Below are 18630 nucleotides of genomic sequence, written 5' to 3'. Positions count from 1 at the left end.
CCCGGTCTAACCGGTCAGGGCCCGGTCCACCAGCCGGAGCGCGGCCAGGTCCTGGGCGTCCTGAGCCGGGTCGCCCATCCGCAGGGAGAACGTGGCGCTGGTCGCGGCCCGCGCACCGTCCGGTGTCACCCCGCTCTCGGAGACGATCCCCAGATGGGTTCCGCCGTGGAACCAGATCCCGCCACGGCTCCCCGCCACCGGGCGCCAGGCGATGCCCAGTCCGTAGCGGACCCCCGGCGCCGGACTCCAGTCCTCGGCCACGACCGTCTCCTTCATCGCGGCCAGCTGGGCCGGGCGCAGCAGCCGGCCACTCATCAGGGCGCGCAGGAAGACACCGTGGTCGTGGGTGGTGCTGATGACGGAGCCGTCCGCCCCACCGCCGGAGGCCGTCGTCGTGTCGGTCGGCCGGGTGCAGCCGGGGAACCAGGTGTACGCGGTGGCCGTGGGCCGGGGCAGGTACGGCGAGGTCCCCGGTGTGAACGTGTGGCGCAGGCCCAGGGGTTCGATGATCCGGTCGTGGATCTCCTGCGCCCAGGGGTTGCCCGTCACCCGCTCGATGATCATGGCCGCCAGCACGTAGTTGGTGTTGGAGTAGCCCCAGCGCCGTTCCCCGGCGGGTTGACCTGGGTCCGGCAGCCACAGGGGCGGCCGGCTCAGAGCCGCCTTCAGCTGGTCCTCGGGGGCCGTGGTGCGAAAGCGCGACCGGCGGTAGCCGTCCGGGGTGAAGGCGTCCGCCGCGTCCGGTGAGACGGCGAGATAGTCGTTCAGCCCGCTGGTCTGGCGCAGCAGATCGGCGACCGTGATCCTGCGGCCGTCGTTGCCGTTGCCCCGCACGGCGCCGGGCAGCCACCGCTCGACGGTGTCCGTGAGCGCGAGCCGCCCCTCGCCCACCAGCTGGAGGGCGAGCGTGGCCGTGAAGGTCTTGGTGTCGCTGCCGATCCGGTAGTAGGCGTCCCAGGGGACCGGGTGGTGCGGGGCCTCCAGGGCGGCGGATCCGGCGCGGGCCGTCGTCCGGTCCCGGGCGCTCTGCACCTCGGCCAGAACGCCGGTGGCGCCGGTGGCCAGGATCGCGTCCACATCGCTCTGGAGACGGTCACCGGTCCCGGGGGCGCGGCGGGGTGCGGCGGCGGCCGTCGCCGCGGGTCCGGACGCTCCGGTGAGCAGGGCCGCCGCCGTGGCTGCCAGGCCCGTACGCCTGCTGATCACCGGTCCTCCCCGGCACGGGGGCAGGTCAGGTCGGCGCCGGGCAGTGTGCCGTCGCGCAGGTAGTCGTCGACCGCCGCGTCGGCGCAGGGGACGGGAGTGAGGCCGTCGAGTCCGCGTCCGTACACCCCGTGCGAGCGGATGTCCGCCGTCACCAGCCGTGAACCGGTCAGCCGGTGGTGCAGGGCCAAGGCCCCTTCGTAGGGGACGTTGTTGTCGCGCCGGGCCTGGAGCATCAGCACGGGTACGTCGTTGCCGATCACCGTGGCGGGCTCGCGGGACGTGCTCGTCCAGAACGCGCACGGGGCCATCATGCTGTTGACGAGCGGGCCGAAGACGGGCTGGGCGGCGCGGCTGCGTTCCATGTTCCGCCAGTACGTCTCCGGGTTCCCCGGCCAGCCGCCGGCCGGCCAGCCGCGGTCGCCGCACATGAAGAGGGTTCCGCCCAGCATGCTGTCCGCCAGCTCGGGCGACGCGAGCATGTCGAGCATGGCGGCGAGCTCCGGGCCGGGCTCGACCGGCCTGCCCGCGGCGGCGTCGGTCAGGTCGCGCACCGTGCCGGCGAGCGCCGGGTCGTACTCCTCGTGCTGGATGAACTGCCGCAGCATCAGGCGCAGCAACTGCGCGTCGAGCCGGATGCCGGAGACGGTGACCGGGCGCCGCTCGGCCCCGTCGAGCAACCGCTGGACGCTCGCCCGGACTTCGGCCGGTGTGCCGCCGAGCCGGTAGGTGCCGTCCCGCCGCGCGGTCCAGCCGGCCCAGGCGTCCAGTGCCTCTTCGAGCGGCTTGCCCGCCCGCTGGAAGAGTTCGTACTGGGTGGCCGTCGGGTCGGTCGAGGAGTCGATGACGATGCGGTCGGCGCGGCGGGGGAACATCTGGGTGTAGACGGCGCCCAGATCGGCGCCGTACGAGACGCCGTAGTACGACAGCCTGGGCTCGCCCAGCGCCGCGCGGATCGCGTCCATGTCGCGGGCGACGTTCCTGGTCGTGGCGTGCGGGAGGAGCCGGGCGTTGTCCCCGTGCTCCTGGCAGCGGCGTGCGGTGTCGCGGGCGGACCGTACCGACTGCTCGAAGTCCTCGCGGCGGGTCGTGACCGGTCCGGGCGCGGGCACGGGAGCGGCGGGGTCGCAGGTGAGGGGGGTGGACTCGCCGAGGAAGCGGGGATCGAAGCCGATCAGGTCGTAGCGGTCCGCGACGTCCTTCAACGCGGGCCGCAGATACAGGGTGTTGGCGAGTCCGGTGCCGCCCGGACCACCCGGGTTCGACAGCAGGACGCCCCGCCGCTGCCCGTCTTTCGCGGTGGCCCTGATGCGGGAGACGGCGATCTTGATCGTCCGGCCGCCGGGGTCGGAGTAGTCGAGCGGGACGGTCACCTCCGTGCACTGTGCACCCGCCTCGTTCAGCTCCCGCTGCTGCGGTGAGCAGGGGCCCCAGACGAGCCGCTGGTGGGTGGAGGGTGTTGCGGGGGTGGCCGACGCGGGCACGTTGCCCGCGAACAAACAGGTCAGGCCCAGGCCGGCGGCGGCCAGCGTGGCGACGCGCATGGTGCTCCTCGGGATCAGGTGGATGACTCCCGCACGACGCTAGGGGCGTACGCGGCGCGAGAACATCGGGCCACCTGGTCGGATCGACCTGGGGCCAGCACCACCAACATCCGTCACGGGCGCGGCTGTTCGTCCGGCCAGACCCCGATGTGGTCGCGCTCCAGCTCCAGCATCACCCGGTGCTCCATCCCGAGCGCCTCCGTGTAGTCGGCGGGCAGTTGCAGCCGGCCCGCCCGGTCGAGCATCGCGTACTCCCGGGCCACCTGGGACTCCAGGCCCGTCGCGGCGTCGACCTCGGTGCGGCGCAGCACCTCGGAGGAGGTACGGCCGTCGCGGATGGCGACCGTGCGGCGGACCTCGTCGGCCACCGCCTGGTCGTGCGTGACGATCACGATCGTGGTGCCGAGCTCCTCGTTGGCCCGGCGGAACGCGGCGAAGACCTGCTCACCGGTGGCCGAGTCGAGCTCGCCGGTCGGTTCGTCGGCGAGCAGCACCGACGGGTTGTTGGCGAGTGCGACCGCGATCGCCACCCGCTGCTGCTGGCCGCCGGAGAGCTGCTGCGGGCGCCGGTCGCGGCAGTCCGCGACCTCCAGGATCCGCAGCAGCTCCTCGGCGCGGGCGGCCCGTTCGGCCCCCTGGATCCGGCCCCGGCCGCGCAGCTGCATCGGCAGGGTGACGTTCTGGACGGCGGTGAGGTAGGGGAGCAGATTGCGGGCGGTCTGCTGCCAGACGAAGCCGACGATGTCCCGCCGGTAGCGGAGCCGTTCCTTCGGTCCCATCGACAGCAGATCGCAGCCCGCTACCTTCGCCGACCCGGCCGTCGGCACGTCGAGGCCCGCCAGGATGTTCATCAGGGTCGACTTGCCGCTGCCGGACGCGCCGACCAGGGCCATCAACTCGCCCTCGGTGACCAGGAGATCGAGGCCCTGGAGGGCCTGCACCTCCACCCCGTCCGCGGAGAAGATGCGGACCAGCCGGTCGCAGGCGATCAGCGCGTCGTGCCCGTACGAGGGCCGGTCGCGGCGCGCGGCGGCCCGCTGTTCGAGCTCGGCGAGCGTGGTGTCGGGCGAGGTCATCGGGGGTCTCCTGACCTGAGTTCGGTGATCGGTCCGCGGCGGCCGGCCCACCGGGCCTGGACGGTGGCCACCGCGGTGGTGAGGACGACGACGCCGAGCGCCGGAAGCGTCAGCGACCACGGGTCGGCCCGCAGCTGAGCGGTGTCGAGCGCCACGGGGCCGGGCCCGGCGAAGAGCGCGAGGCCCACCAGGTCGACGCCCGGTGCCAGCAGCACGATCGTCGCCCAGCCGACGAGCACCCCGCCGAAGGCCGCCGGCAGCGCCTGCGGCAGCGATTCGAGGCCGAGCAGCCGTCTGCCCTGCCGGGAGGTGAGGCCCATGGTCCGCAGCCGGGCCAGCAGGGCGGTGCGCTCCGGCGCGGTGCGCAGCAGCGACAGCAGGACGGCCAGCAGGGCGTAGCCCGCCCCGGCCGCGACCGCCGCGGCGTAGATCCCGCGCGCGCCCCGCTGCATCGGGGTGTCGACGAAAGTGGCCCGCTCCTCGGCGCGCAGCCGTACGGAGATGTCCTTGCCCGCCTGCCGGACCGTGGCCCGCAGCGCCTTCGGGTCCGGGTCACCGGCCACCAGCAGGGTGGTGGTCCACTGCCGGGTGAGCGCCGCCGTGTCGACGAGCAGGAACTCGTGATCGGGGACGGCGGCGGTACGCGGCAGGGTCCCGGCCACCCGCACCCGGAGGTCCCCGGCCGGGGTGGTCAGGTCGCGCGGCCCGTCGCCCAGCTCGGCGGCGACGGACGGCGATGCGATCACCGGCACGACCGCGCTCCCGGCCTTGTCCCTGCTCCCGTGCGCCCGCAGCCGGCCGGCCGGGAACGCCCCCAGGTCCGCCGTACGGGCCAGCTTCGCGTACGTGTCCGGGTCCACGCCCAGCACGACCGTGTTCTTCATGCTGCCGGTGCCGTCCGCGCCGGGCGGCAGCGGCACCCCGGTCACCACCTGCACCTCGGCCACCTGCCGTACACCGTCCGCCGCCCGGATCTCCCGGACCAGGCGGGCCGGGAGCGGTGCCGCGTCGAGCAGCCCGCTGATCCGGGCGTCCGCGCCGACCGTGAGCACCGCCGCCCGGTCCCGGGCATCCGCGATCCCCGCGAGGACCGAACCGCCGAACGCGGCCGTGGTCAGCGCCAGCAGCAGCGCGAGCAGCGGCAGCGCACCGCCCGCCGAACTCCGCCCGGCCCGGGCCAGCGACAGGAAGCCGACCGCCCCGCGCCGTCGGGCGACGGCCCGCGAGGCCAGCCGCAGCGGCCACGGCAGCAGCCGCACCAGGACCAGCGCCGCGATCAGCCCGACGAGCACGGGCGCCGCGCTGATCAGCAGATCGCCGCCGTCCGCCGTACCGCGCCGCCGCAGCCCGACCACCGCGCCCACCGCCAGCACCAGCACGGTGAGTTCGGCGACCGTACGCAGCCGGGACGGACGGGCGTCCATCAGGTCGTCGCGGGCCCCGGGCAGCCGCGGCCGACGGTGCGGCAGCACCGCGCCCACCGGCACCGCGACACAGACCAGCACGGCGACGACGACCGGCCCCGCCACCGAGGGCCACGACCGGGCCGATCCGAAGAACGGCAGCGCGGCCAGCAGCCCCAGCGCCGCCGCGGGCACCGCGGCCACCGCCGTCTCGGCCAGCAGCCGCCCGCCCAGCCCGGCCAGCGAACCGCCGCGCGCCCGCAGCAGCGCCAGCTCCTCCCGGCGCCGCCCGCCGATCAGTCCGGCGGTCATCAGCAGCACCACGGCGGCGACGGCCCCGACGCCCACGGCGGCCACCGTCACGACCGGCTCGATCGCCGCACGCAGCGTGTCGTACCCGGCGAGGATCTGGTCCAGCTCGGTCCGGAACGCCGCGTCGTCACCGGCCACCGCCCGCAGCCGCACCAGCCCCGGACCGTTCTCCAGCGAGGCGAGCGCCGAGCGCAGCCCCGGTACGTCGGCGGCGGTCAGACCGGAGACGTCCGGCGCGAACCGCCAGAACATCTCCGGCTCGCCCGTCGAGCCGAGCAGCGCGGGCGCGGCGTCCGGCGGCAGCAGCACGGCCGCGGTCCAGTAGTAGCGAGGCGGGTTCAGGCTGGGCGGGTTCATGGCCGGCTCGGGCACCAGGGCAGGGGTCCGGAACAGCGGCTCGGCCGACCAGTAGGTGCTCCCGGGCCCCCTGGGGGCGACGATGCCGGTGATCCGTACGGTCAGATGCTCCCCGGCCCGGGTCGGTACGGAGATCGTCGCGCCGGGCCTGGCCCCCAGCGCCTTCGCCGTCTCCTCGGTGACCACGCCCTCCACCTCGCCGGTGTCCTCGGTGACCGTCCCGCGTACGGCGGGCCAGGCCCCGGAGCGCAGCACGGCGTGGCGGGGGAGGTCGGACGGGGTGGCGTAGCTCAGCTTCGGGTCGACCCCCTCCGGCCGGGGCAGCCAGGCGTCCGGCGCGGGCACCGGCCGACTGGTGCGGAAGCCGTAAGCGGAGTCGGCGGCACCGGGCCGCACCTCGGCGGGCAGCGCGGCGCGCGCCTTGTCGTTGATGGTCTTCAGCGCCGCGCCGCGCACCACCGCCTCGCGCTCGGCCTGGGGCATCTGGAGGCTGGGCTGCGGGCTGCTCAGCTCCAGGACGCTGCGCCTGACGTCGGCGGAGGTGATGTCGTGGTGCAGCCCCTCGATCCCCTGGTGCTCCACCGCGCGCGGGAAGAGGGCCGCGAGGAACGACGTGACCAGCACCAGCAGCGCCAGCGCCCAGGCAGTGCCGGGCGCGGTACGCAGCCGGGTACGGACCCAGGGCGCGTCGGCCGGGTGGTGGCCGGTGCGGACGGAAAGCGGATTCATGTCAGCTGTCCCCCTGGACACGCAGCGAGGCGGCGGGATCGGTGCGACGCAGGGCGAGGAACACCACGGTCAGCAGCGGCAGTACGGCGACCCCCGCCAGCAGCGCCGCGATCTGCCCGGCCGGCAACTGCACCAGCACCCCGGGCACCGGCGCGGTGGCCTGTCCGGTCAGTACGACGAGCGGTACGACCGCGCGGTTCAGCACGGCCCCGAGCACGGTCCCGACCAGCAGCGCGATCGCGATGAGTACGCCCTGCTCGGCGGCGATCATCCGGGTCAGCCGGCGGCGGGGGGTGCCCAGCGCCCGCAGGACGGCGAATTCGGCGGCCCTCTCCCGCTGGGCGCCGACGGCGCTCACCGCGAAGCCGACCGCGGCCAGGGCCGCGGCGACCACCGCCACCGCGGGAAGCGCGGACTGCGGCCCGGCGCCCAGCGGATCGCCGACCAGCTCCCGCGCGATCTCGTCCCGCACCAGGACCTGCGCCGGATCGGTGTCGGGCCGTTCCCGCAGCGCGGCGGCGGCCTTCGCGGCCTGCCCGGGGGCGGTGCTCAGCCACCACTCGTTGGCGGTGAGCACGGCGCCGGGGCGCTGGGCGAAGACCTGGCCGACGGCCCTGAAGTCGAGCAGCAGGGCTCCGCCGTCGCGGTCCTCGGCGCGCCCGGCGGCGGAGTCGTCCGCGCCGGTGCCGGTGGTCGGCAGCCTGCGCACCACGTCCGCGATCCTCACCCGGAGCGTCTCGCCGGCCAGCGTCACATCGACGCTCTGGCCCTTCTTCGCCCCGGCGGCCTTCAGATAGCCGTCGGTGACGATCGCCTTCGGCATCGGGGCCTTCGGGCGGGGCGCGGTGACCCGTAGGGAGAAGGCGGGCGTGTAGTTCCACGTGTTCGGGGCCGAGCCGGTGTCGTACCCGACGGTCAGCGGGCTCTTCGCGGAGGCCGTCGCGTCCACCGCCTCGCCGGGCTCCGTCTCGCCACCGTTCCCGGTGCCGGTCAGCTCGGCGCGCCAGCCGAACCCCTCGGGCACCGGGACGGGGTGCTCGGTTCCGTCGGCCGTCACTGTCCGCAGGGAGCCGATGCCGAGCCGCTGGGATTCGCCCGGGCCGGTCGGCCGGTTGCCGCTCAGCTCGAACCCGGTCACCGCGAGCTCACCCGCGGCGGCCACCGCGAAGTCGACCGGATGCGCCTTGCCGTCGGCGGGCACGGCCCCGGCCGGCACCCGGTACGGCAGTCCGTAGCGGTCCTCCAGCAGCACGGCCAGGACCGGATCGTCGGCCGTCGACGCGCGCGCCCCGGCCACTGCGATCCGTACGTCGAACCGGAGCCGCTCGCTGTGCTCCGGCAGCGCGAGCCCGGCCCGCGCGGCCCTCGGCGGGGCGAGCGGGCCGAACAGCCGCTCGCGCGGCCGGTCGCCGAGGTCGTCGCGGATCAGCATCCGCTCGGTGGCGTGCGCGGTGTCCAGGGCGAGGACCGCGGCGGTGCGGTCGCCCGAGAGCTCCGTGGTCGCGCGGAACGCGGGGGCGGCGTCCCGTACCCCCGGCAGCCCCGCGTACCCGCCCGCCTTCGCCGGATCGTCGTCGGCACCGGTCGTCACGCGCAGCGACGCACCGGCCCTGAAGTCCGCCTGGTCGCTCTGCGAACGGTCCCAGGAGGCGCGCTGCCCGACGGCCAGCATGCCCATCGCCACCGCGAGGACCAGCAGCAGCACGGGCCCGGCATTGCGCAGCGGGCGCCGGCTGAACTGCCAGCCGGACAGGGCCACGATCAGCCCCCGGCCACCCGCCGCACCGCGCTCCGCGAGCCGGGCCGCGGGCGGCAGCAGCCGCAGCGTCAGCACGGTGCCCGCCAGCAGGAGCAGCGCGGGCGCCGCGACCAGCAGTGGATCGACGCCGAGCCGGCCCTGCCGGTCCCCGCTCAGCACGCCGCCGCCGACATCCGCGGCCCGGCGGTCGAGCTGCCAGTACGCCACCGCCGCGATCGCCAGCAGCCCGAGGTCGGCGCCCGCACGCAGCGGCGCGGGCAGTGAGGCGGCCCGGCCGCCCCGGCGCTCCCCGGCGCCCGCCGCCAGCGCGGGCGCCACCACGGCCAGCGCGCAGGCGAGTGCGGTGACCACGGCGACCAGCCAGACGGTGGCGGTGGCGCCGCCGTCGAGCCGCAGTCCGATGCGGGACAGTGCGCCGCGGCCCGCGAGCAGCCGGGTCAGCGGCCCGGCGAGCAGCGGCGCCACGAGCGCGGCGGGCACCGCGAGCAGCAGCGCCTCGATCGCGGCGAGCGCCGTGATGCGGCCGCGCGATCCGCCACGGGCCCGCAGCACGCGGGTCTCGCCGTCGCGCTCGCTGCTCAGCAGCCGGGCCACCAGCAGCAGCGCGTATCCCGCGAGCAGCACCAGCTGGACGGCCACGATCATCAGCGTCGAGCGGGAGACCAGCAGTGCCCGGTCGATCTGTTCCAGCACCTGGGGGAGCGAGGTCCGCGCGGCGGCACCGCTCTTGAACTCGGGGGCAGCCGTCACCGTCTTCGGAGCGGCCGTGGCGGCGCTGTGCAGGGCGTCGATGCGGTCCGTGGTGACGGTGCGGAAGTCTGCGGCCGCCAGCCAGGACATCGTTCCGGAACTGATCCGTCCGGTGCCGGCCGGGTCGGGGCCGGTGAGCAGCGGGCCGTAGGTGGTGAAGGCGAGCCTGCGGATGCCGCGCCCGCCGAGCTCGTCCAGCTGCCAGTACGGATCGGCCGGGTCGGACACCTCGTACACGCCCGTGACCAGGACGTGCAGCGGCTTGTCGGTCAGCCGGTCGGTGACGGTGATCCGCGCACCGGGCTTCATCTTCAACGCCTCGGCGGCCGGCCGCGGCAGGGCGACCTGGACGGGCCCGTCGGACTTCTCGCCGCTCTTCCCGTCGGACTTCTCGCCGGTCCTCCCGTCGGCCGGGGCCGGCATGCGGCCCGCGGTGATACGGACCCGGCTGCGGTCGACCGAGGCGAAGTGGGTGAGATCGGGCTCGCCGCCCCGGGCCTGCGGGGCCCGCAGCTCACGCGGCAGCGCGTACGCCCCCGAGGTCTCCAGCGTCCGGACGGTCACCGGAAGGCCGTCGAAGGCCTCGCGGGCCGCTTTCCGGGCGATCGCGTCGGCCGCGTCCCGCTGCGCGGGCGCCACCTGGGCGGACATCACGAGGGAGGCGTCGGCCGCCGAACGGTGGGTCAGCGCGTGGCGCAGCGCCGCGTCGCCGACGGAGCCGGAGAAGGCGGTCAGTGCCGCCAGCACCGAAGTGGTCAGCACGACGGCCAGAAGGGCCGCGGAGAGCAGGAGCCGATGGGCCCGCACCCGGAGAAAGACGAACCCCGTCACTCACGCCCCCCTGGGCCCTGGTCACACTCACGCCCCCCGGCGTTCTCCGGATGCTTTCAAGCCGCATGCGCTCTTGGAAACCGCTTGCGTCCGTACTTGATCCGATTGTGACCGTATATCGGTCACGGAAGACCGTATTCCGCGCCTTGGACGGGAAGCGGTGGGGGAAGAGGGGCTCAGCCCTGGGTGTTCACCATCGAGGCCGCGGCGTAGGTCAGGTAGTCCCACAGCTGCCGCTCGTGCTCCGGCGCCAGCCCGAGCTCGTCGAGGGCCACCCGCATATGGCTCAGCCAGGCGTCGTGCGCGGCCCGGTCCACCCGGAACGGAACGTGCCGCATCCGCAGCCGGGGGTGCCCGCGCTGCTCGCCGTAGGTACGGGGCCCGCCCCAGTACTGCATCAGGAACAGCGCGAACCGCTCCTCGGCCGGGCCCAGATCCTCCTCCGGGTACATCGGCCGCAGCAGCGGGTCCTCCGCGACCCCCTGGTAGAAGCGGTGCACCAGGCGCCGGAAGGTCTCCTCGCCGCCGACCTGCTCGTAGAAGGTCTGCTCTTCCTGCAGCGTGTCGCGCGGAATCTCTGTCACCCGTCCATCGTCGCAGACGCACCGGCCGAGGACCGGGGTCCTAGGACCACCCGGGCAGCTCCAGGTGGTTCAACGGCCCGTCGCCCGCCCGGGTTCCTGGCCCCCGGGCCCCGGACGCAGGAAGGTGGAGGTATGGACACGCACACCGACCGGTTCGCCGTGGCCGCCGCCGAGGAACGGTGGGCGATGGTGCGCTCCATCGCGGCCGGCGGGGCGCTGCGCGACCCCGACTGGCGGGCCGCCTTCGAGGAGGTGCCGCGGCATCTGTTCGTGCCGTACTACTTCGTGGCCGGCGGCTACGACCGCCTGTGGTGCGAGGACCCCGACCCGGTCCGGCGGGCCCGCTGGCTGCGCGGGGCGTACGAGGACGGACCGCTGGCCACCCGGATCAAGGACGGCGAACTGATCTCGTCGAGCAGCCAGCCGTCACTGATGGCCCGGATGCTCGAAGAGCTGGACGTACAGGACGGACAGCGGGTCCTGGAGATCGGTGCGGGCAGCGGCTACAACGCCGCGCTGCTCGCCCACCGGCTCGGCGACGACGCCGTGACCACCGTCGACCTCGACCCGGAGATCACCGAGTCGGCCCGCCGGCACCTGGCCGCCGCCGGGTACCGCCCGGCGGTGATCACCGGGGACGGGACCCGGGGCTGGCCCCCGCGCGGCCCGTACGACCGGATCATCGCGACCTGCACCCTGCCGTGCGTACCCCAGCCCTGGCTGGGGCAGTGCGTGCCGGGCGCCCGGATCCTGGCCCCGTTCGCCACCGGACTGATCGCGCTGCGGGTACGGGACGGGACACACGGCAGATACGCCGAGGGCCGGTTCCTGCACACGGCCGCCTACTTCGTACCGTTGCGCGGCGCCCCGGCGCGGGCCGCACGGCGCCCGCACACCGGCACGGTGCCGAGGCGTGTCAGCGAGAACGACCTCTTCCGGTTCATGCTGGCGCTGACCGAGGGCTCCCTCGACCCGCGCGAGGCCCACTCCCTCTGGCGGCGCGAGCAGCGCCCCGAGCGGGAGAGGTTCGGCATCACGGTCCGGGACGGGCGGCAGTGGGCCTGGCTGGACGACCCCGAGGGGCCGTACGCCTGGCCACTGCCCACCGTGTGACGCGGGTCAGTCCCGGCGGATCGTGATCGTCGTCCACGCCCCGACATGCACCCGGTCGCCGTCCTGGAGCGGGACGGGGACATAGGGCTGGATCGGGTCCTCGGCACCGTTGAGCGTGGTGCCGTTGGTGGAGTTCTGGTCGACCACGGCCCAGCTGCCGTCGGGCTGCTGCACCAGCACCGCGTGCTGGTGCGAGACGCCCGGGTCCTCCGGCGGCACGGACAGATCGATGTCGGGGGACTCGCCGGTGCTCTGCCGGCGGCGGCCGACGGTGACCTGGTTGCCGGAGAGCGCGAGCTGCTGCTCCGGGGAGTACGCGGGCAGGTTCAGCCCGGTCGCCTCGGGGCCGCTGCGCTGCATCATCGCCAGGAAGTACTCACGGTCCGGGGCGATGACAGCGGTCCAGCTCGCGGGCGGCTGGTTCTGGCCCGGCCCCGGGAACGACGGCTGTTGCTGCTGCGGCGGGGCCGACTGCTGCTGCGGGGACTGGGGATGAGAGGGCGGCGACAGCATCCAGTCGTCGTCACCGCCTCCCTGCGGCCCCTGCGGCGGGGCCGGCGGCTGCGGTCCCTGCGGCGCGGGCGGCTGAGGAGCCGGCGGCTGCGGGGCGGGCGGCGCCGACTGCTGCTGGAACGGCGGCGGCGCGGACTGCTGCTGGAACGGAGAGGGTGGCGCCGACTGCTGCTGGAAGGACGGCGGAGGCGGCGGCCCCTGCTGGAACGGCGGCGGCGGACCCTGCTGGAACGGCGGCGGGGGCGACTGCGGGCCCGGTCCGGGCACCGGGGGACCCGGGGGGTTTCCCGGCTCGGAGGAGAGCGGCTCGGCCGGACGGTTCACCTGCGAGGGCCGCGAACCCTGGTACTCGAACGGATCGCGCGGCCTCGGGGCCGGCGGCTGCTGCGCCTGGAAGCCGGGCGGCAGATTGAGACCGGGCGGCGGGCCGGGAACGCCGTGGGCCGGGGCCAGCGGCGTGTACGAGGTCGCGGTGTTCGTGAGGAAGTTCCAGCGGCACTCCTCGCAGAACGGCGCCATCGCCTCGCGGGGCGTGCGGCACTGCGGGCAGAGCTCCGCCTGCTGGGTCGCGTCGGCCCCGGGGCCGGGCGGGTAGCCGTAGCCGGGAGCGGGCGGCGGGGGCGGTGGCGGGGGGACCGCGCCCGCAGGCGCGCCCGCGCCGGTCATGCGATGGCCGCAGACCTCGCACCAGTCATCGGAACCCGACTGGTGTCCGTTCGGGCAGGTCGGCATGTCGGCGCTTCCCCCTCTCCTGGGCCGGCCCCGGGGCCGGCGTATTCTTCCTGCTCTTCGCCCCCCGGCGGAGCGTTCCGCCGGGAGGTTCGACTATGCGGCTCTGTGCTTTTCGCCGTACGGTTCCGTGCTTTTCCGCCGTACGGCTCGGTGGTCACTTCTTGACGCGAACGGTCTTGGTCGAGCGCGTTTCGAGTGTCATCTCGTCGGCGTCCGCGACCTTGGCCTTCAGTCGCACAGTACCGGTCGCCGCGTCCACGACGTCCACCACCTTCGAAAGCAGTTTCGCAGTGTCCTCGTTTCCGGACGCCGACGCCAGCTGCACCGCGCGGCCCAGTTTCGCGGTCGCGCCGTCGAAGTCCCCCGACTTGCGGGCATCGAGTCCCTGCTGGATGACCTGGGCCAGTTCCGCCTGGCCGGTGTAGTGCGCGACCTGCGGATTGATCGAGGTGGACGCCACCATGTCCTCGGTCCATACGGCCCTGACCAGGCCCTGCGAAAGCGTCTGCGGGGCCCCGCCCGACGGGTCGGGGAGGATCAGCGAGACCCGGGAAGCCAGCATCTCCTGCCCGATCCCGGCCTGCGGCACCTGCACGCACACGTGGTAGTCGCGGGACTCGTCGCCCCAGGAGCCCGTGGGGTAGTCCCCGGCGCGGGGGCCCGCCTCGGTGCGCCGGCCGGTCAGATCGACCACCGTCGGTGCGACCTGTTTCACAAATCTGATCTCGACCCCGACGGGCGTCCAGAGCCGCAGCGCGACATCCGCGACCTCCTTGCCCATCGCGTTCTCCATCATCCGCGTGAAGTCGGCGGCCAGACCCGCCGGGTCGGAGACGATGTCGGCCGTGCCGAGCAGCGCGGTGGCGATCGCTGTGACCTCTTTCACCTCCCAGTCGGTGCCGACACCGCGGGCGTCACAGGTGAAGCGGCCCGCGCAGGACTCCAGCGCGGCCCGCAGGTCCTCGGGGGCCTCGTGCTCGTTGCGGCCATCGGTGAGCAGGATGCCGTGCCGGATGTCCACATCGGCCGCGCCGAGCAGCCGGTCGGCCAGCCGCAGCCAGGTGCCGATCGCCGTACCGCCACCGGCGCCGAGCGCGCGCAGGGCCTCCTTCGCCTGGGCCTTGGTCCGCGCGTCGGCCACGGCGAGCCTGCCGTTGCCCGGGTAGACCTCCTTGGCGACGTGCGTACCGCCGACGACGGCGAACGAGGTGCCGTCGCGCAGGGTGTCGATGGCCGCGGCCGTCGCGTCGCGGGCGTTGCGCATCTTCGTCGGCGGATAGTCCATCGAACCGGAGCAGTCGACCATGATCACCACAGCGGCCCTCGGTGCCTGCCCGGAGTCGCGCGCGGGCGTCACCGCCGCACCGGACAGCGGGACGCCGCCGGTGGTGCCGCCCCCGGTCGAGGTGACCGTGACGATCGCGTTGACCTCGCGTCCGCCTTCCGGCAGATATTCGTTCTGGTACACCTCGACGGAGAACTGCGGCACGTTCGACTTGGAGAAGTTGGCCATCTGGTCGGCTCCTTGGGACTCCAGGTGTCGGATGAAGACAGCTGTGAGCGAAGAAAAACGGGCGAAGGCGGCGGTGGCGGGGCGGACGGTCGGAACTGGAATCAAGCGTTACGGAACGGGACTCACGGGGTACCGCACGCCGATCCTGCCCCCTGCGGCTCCACGGCGAACGGCAGCAGAGCCACTGTTACGTTGTCGTGGCCCCCACCGTCGAGCGCATGACCCACCAGCACCTGGGCGCCGTGCAAAGGCCGTTGATGCGCGTCGGCCGGCACCGCCGCGGCCATCTCGGCCGCCGACTCCGCGTAGTTCCACAGGCCGTCCGTGCAGACGACCACGAGACCGGACCGGTCCGGCTTGAAGGACGCGGTGTGCGGTTCCAGCTCGTACGCGTCGGCGCCGAGCCACCCCGTGATGGCGTGGGCGCGCTCGTCCGCGTACGCCTCGGCCTCGTTCATCAGCCCCGCCGCCACCATCTGCGCGGCCCAGGAGTCGTCCTCGGTCAGCCGGGCGGGCGGGTTGGCGCGGTCGTCGGGGACCCAGTAGACACGGCTGTCGCCGACCCAGCCGACGACCAGCAGGCCGCCCGCCATGATCGAGCCGACCAGGGTGCACGCCGGGGCGTTCTGGTGGCGGTGCCGGTCGTGCTCCATGGCCCGGCCGGGCTCCTGAGCCAGCGCGTTGACCGCCTCGGCGGCGGCGAGGATCGCCTCGTGCATCGCCTGCTGGGGATGGGTGCCGCGCGGCAGCGACTCCAGCAGCGCCTCGTTGGCCGCGCTCGCGGCGGCCGCCGACGCCTCGTCGGGGCGGCTGGCCGACGAGACACCGTCGCAGACGATCGCGACGACGGCCGGTGAACCGTCGGGCAGGGCGGTGGTCGACACCGCGAACGAGTCCTCGTTGCGGTGATGGCGCAGCCCCCGGTCGCTGACGGCGGCCACCGAACCGAGCTCCTGCTCCATGTGGTCACGCTCGCGCGGCTGGGCGTGACCGCAGTTCTCGCAGTAGCCGTCGGTGTCGACACTGCCGGCCCGGCAGGCCACACACACCCGGGTACCGGCCGGCGGCGTCGGCGCCAACGGTTCCGCGGCGGGGGTACGGGGGTCGGGCGCGGGCGCCGGGGCACCGGCCGACGGCGCGGCGGCCGGCTCGGGCGCGGCCAGCTCGAAGTCCCCGGATCCGCCCGGCGTTCCCGGTCCGGCCGACGCTCCCTCTCCGCTCGATCCGGCGGCTGCGTCCGGTCCGTCCGACCCGGCCCGCCGGTCGAAGCGGACCTCCGCCGCGCGGGCCTGGGCACCGCTCTCCGCACCGTTCTCCACGGGGACGGTCAGCGCGATCGTCGGGTGGTCCTGCGGGGCGGGGGGCACGGCCGACAGGTCGTACCCGCACGCACCGCAGAACAGGTCCCCCGGCTCCAGCGGCTCCTCGCAGCCGGGGCACTTCGACAGGGCCGTCTCCTGGGGCTTCTGCGACATTTTCACACCCACGTCCGGGGGCGGAAACGGTTGGCCCGCTCCACCAGTTCGATCCTCTCATCGCCGGGCTCCGCAAGCCTGGCGAGCATCCGGTACGAACGCTCGAGCCCGAACCGCAGGCCCCGCTCGTCCAGCTCACTGCCGAGCAGCGTTCTCGGCCCGGTCGGCCCGGCAGGTACGGGCGGCTGCGCCGCCGGGCTGCCGGAGAGCACCCAGTCGAGCGCCGTGCCCAGCACCTCGGTCGACAGCTGCTCCCGGCGCACCGCGTCCAGCCCGAAACCGGCCAGTCCCGAGACCTGGTCGGAGGCGGCCGTCAGATCGTCGATCAGCGGCTCGTCCGGGGACCGGCCACGCAGCCGGGCACGCACCGCGGCGACCCGGGCCGCCGTGTAGTGGATCGACGCCTCCGGCACCGACTCCAGCGCCCTGACGGCACCGGCCCGGTCCCCGGCGGCGATCTGCACCCGGGCCAGCCCGAAGGCGGCGCTGACGAAGCTCGGGTCGGTCGTCCACACCAGCCGGTAGTACTCGGCGGCGTTGTCCAGCTGGCCCAGCACCTCCGCACAGATCCCCAGCGCCAGCTTGGGCGCCGGCTCACCGGGGAACGCGTCGTACACCGCGTCGAAGGAGAGCGCCGCGTTCTCGTTGTCACCGGTCACCAGCGAGGTGATGCCGCGGTACCAGACGACCCGCCAGTCGTCGGGGTGCTGGCCCTCCAGCGCGGTCAGGGTCCGGCTCGCGGCACCGAGTTCGTTCATCTCCAGGCGGGCGCGCAGCTCGCGCAGCCGGGTCTCCAGCGAGGCCGCGGGCACCGCGTTCAGCGCGGTGATCAGCTCGGCCGGGGCGGTGGTCATCAGCCCGGCCAGGAATCCCGCGTTGGGGTCGCTCGCGTCGACCCGGGGCACGGGCAGCGCGAGCGCGGTGGACCGTACGTCGAGCCCGGCCGGCCGGGCGCCCGCCGGCACCGGGAACCCCGACGGCGCACCGGGGGCGCCGGCCGGGACCCGGGGGCCCGGAATCGCGGCCTGCGCGGTCAGCGGGCCGGCCCCCGGCGCGGCGTACCCGGGGGCGGGCGGCGCGCCCGGCGCCGGTGCGGCGCCCCCCGCCCCGCCCCGCCGCCGCCCTGAACGGCCGGACGCGGGGACCCGGGCCCCCAGCCGGGACACGTCCTCCGTCAGCTCGGGGAACAACTGCGTGTCCGTGACCCGTACTTCCGTGCCGAACAGCGTCGAAAGCGCCGGGCGCGGCCGCCCCGTCTGCAGCGACACCACCTCGCGCAGCACACCCGTCAGCTGCTCCGCCATCTCCGCCGCCGAGGCGAACCGCCGCGCCGGATCCGGGTCGGTGGCCCGCACCAGCAGCCGGTAGAACGACTCGTAGGTCCGGAACACCTCGATGTTGTCCGGATCCGGCAGCGAGTCCACGAAGACGTTGGTGTAGCCCTGGAAGTCGAAGGTGAGCACCGCGAGCGTCCGCGCGACCGTGTACAGGTCGGAGGCGACCGACGGGCCGATCTCCGCGACCTCCGGCGCCTGGTAACCCACCGTGCCGTAGATGGCCGACTCGTCGTCGTCCATCCTGCGGACGGCGCCCATGTCGATCAGCTTCAGCTGGTCCTCGGTCTGGATCGCGTTGTCGACCTTGAAGTCGCAGTACAGCAGGTTGCGGCTGTGCAGATGACCGAGCGCCTCCAGCGCCTCGATGCCGTACGCGCAGGCCTGCCCGACCGGCAGCGGATCGCGCTTTCCGGCAGCGGTACGGCGCTCGTTGGCGATGTCCTTGAGCGCCTTGCCGCCGACGTACTCCATCACGATGTAGCCGTCGAGCGAGCCGGTGCGCTGGTCGAGGTGCTCGACGAAGTTGTAGATCCGGACGATGTTGGAGTGCTCGATCTCGGCGAGGAAGCGGCGCTCGGAGATCGCGGCCGCCATGGCGTCCTGGTCACCGGTGTCGAGCAGGCCCTTGAGCACCACCCAGCGGTCGGAGACCGCGCGGTCGACCGCGAGGTAGACCCAGCCGAGCCCGCCGTGCGCCAGACAGCCGGCGACCTCGTACTGACCGTGCACGATGTCGCCCGCGTGGAGCTTGGGCACGAACGAGTAGGGGTGACCGCACTTGGTGCAGAACCCCTCGGTGCGGCCCACCCGTTCCCCCCGGGACCGGCCGACCGGTGCCCCGCAGTCGGAACGCGAACAGAAACGCTTCCGCTCCGGCACCTCCGGGTTCTCCATCACCGCCGAGCGCGGGTCGGGACGCGGCACGTCCGGTACCTGCACCAGGCCCACGCCCAGCCTGCCCCGGGCGGACGCGCCCGAGGACGAACCGGAGGAACGCACCGAGACCGAGGGGGAGGTGGCGGAGCCGGACAGCGAACGCGAGAGCCGTCCCGACACCGAACGCCGGGAGGTCGACGAGCGGGACGAGCGGGACGAACGCGAGGACGCCCGGGACGACGACCCCGAACCGCTCCTGCTGCCCCGGCTGTTCGCGCCACCGCCCGCGATCCCGGTGGGCGGCGAGCTCACCATCCCATCCCCAAGTTCTCGACTTCGCTCGAACAGGGGAGGCCCCACTGGCGACACGACCGGAGCCAGACCGCAGGTGTCGCAGTACAGCTCACCGCCGCCCATGTCCTCGTAACTGCCCTCGCACGCGGGGCGCTGGCACTGCGTACTCATGGTCGGTCCCCCTGGTCGCCCCGCCGCCGCAGCGGCCCTTCCGCCTTGCGTGCCCCTG

At 74.4% G+C, this 18630-nt stretch carries 11 protein-coding genes; 1 reads left to right on the top strand and 10 read right to left on the bottom strand.

Annotated elements, in window-relative coordinates; translation table 11 throughout:
• Positions 1–6: 6 nt before the first annotated feature.
• The 6 genes from ACWCPY_RS09125 to ACWCPY_RS09100 all read right to left on the bottom strand — a co-directional run bounded on the left by ACWCPY_RS09125 (position 7) and on the right by ACWCPY_RS09100 (position 10548).
• Positions 7–1206: a serine hydrolase domain-containing protein gene (locus ACWCPY_RS09125; protein WP_451263688.1), complete on the bottom strand. Its 1200-nt coding sequence runs from the start codon at positions 1204–1206 to the stop codon at positions 7–9.
• A complete protein-coding gene (locus tag ACWCPY_RS09120) occupies positions 1203–2747 on the bottom strand; it encodes an alpha/beta hydrolase (protein WP_451263687.1) in 1545 nt (514 codons plus the stop codon). The genes ACWCPY_RS09125 and ACWCPY_RS09120 overlap by 4 nt, the downstream gene beginning before the upstream one ends.
• 113 nt (positions 2748–2860) lie before the next feature.
• Positions 2861–3823 (bottom strand): ABC transporter ATP-binding protein, encoded by a 963-nt coding sequence (locus ACWCPY_RS09115; RefSeq protein ID WP_451263686.1) that lies wholly within the window; start codon positions 3821–3823, stop codon positions 2861–2863.
• Positions 3820–6624, bottom strand: a complete 2805-nt coding sequence (locus ACWCPY_RS09110) for an ABC transporter permease (RefSeq protein ID WP_451263685.1) — start codon at positions 6622–6624, stop codon at positions 3820–3822. Before ACWCPY_RS09110 ends, ACWCPY_RS09115 begins: the two co-directional genes overlap by 4 nt.
• A 1-nt stretch (position 6625) precedes the next feature.
• Complete coding sequence (locus ACWCPY_RS09105; protein ID WP_451263684.1) at positions 6626–9964, bottom strand: FtsX-like permease family protein; 3339 nt, start codon at positions 9962–9964, stop codon at positions 6626–6628.
• A gap of 176 nt (positions 9965–10140) precedes the next feature.
• Complete coding sequence (locus ACWCPY_RS09100) at positions 10141–10548, bottom strand: globin (protein ID WP_451263683.1); 408 nt, start codon at positions 10546–10548, stop codon at positions 10141–10143.
• Between the two features lie 132 nt (positions 10549–10680).
• Between ACWCPY_RS09100 and ACWCPY_RS09095 the strand changes: the two genes are divergently transcribed.
• Positions 10681–11661, top strand: a complete 981-nt coding sequence (locus ACWCPY_RS09095) for a methyltransferase domain-containing protein (RefSeq protein WP_451263682.1) — start codon at positions 10681–10683, stop codon at positions 11659–11661.
• Between the two features lie 6 nt (positions 11662–11667).
• On the opposite strand, the gene ACWCPY_RS09090 is transcribed toward ACWCPY_RS09095, so the two are convergent.
• From ACWCPY_RS09090 to ACWCPY_RS09075, 4 genes are all read right to left on the bottom strand, one after another.
• Positions 11668–12906 carry an FHA domain-containing protein gene (locus tag ACWCPY_RS09090; RefSeq protein ID WP_451263681.1) on the bottom strand — a complete coding sequence of 413 codons (1239 nt, stop codon included), beginning with the start codon at positions 12904–12906 and terminating at the stop codon, positions 11668–11670.
• Positions 12907–13060: 154 nt separating this feature from the next.
• Positions 13061–14419 carry a VWA domain-containing protein gene (locus tag ACWCPY_RS09085; protein ID WP_451263680.1) on the bottom strand — a complete coding sequence of 453 codons (1359 nt, stop codon included), beginning with the start codon at positions 14417–14419 and terminating at the stop codon, positions 13061–13063.
• A 122-nt stretch (positions 14420–14541) separates the two neighbouring features.
• Positions 14542–15894: a protein phosphatase 2C domain-containing protein gene (locus ACWCPY_RS09080; protein ID WP_451263679.1), complete on the bottom strand. Its 1353-nt coding sequence runs from the start codon at positions 15892–15894 to the stop codon at positions 14542–14544.
• A 2-nt stretch (positions 15895–15896) separates the two neighbouring features.
• Positions 15897–18572: a tetratricopeptide repeat protein gene (locus ACWCPY_RS09075; protein WP_451263678.1), complete on the bottom strand. Its 2676-nt coding sequence runs from the start codon at positions 18570–18572 to the stop codon at positions 15897–15899.
• Positions 18573–18630 lie beyond the last annotated feature (58 nt).

This window comes from Streptomyces sp. NPDC002403 (assembly GCF_053593015.1).
This window is presented reverse-complemented; position numbering and strand designations above follow the sequence as displayed.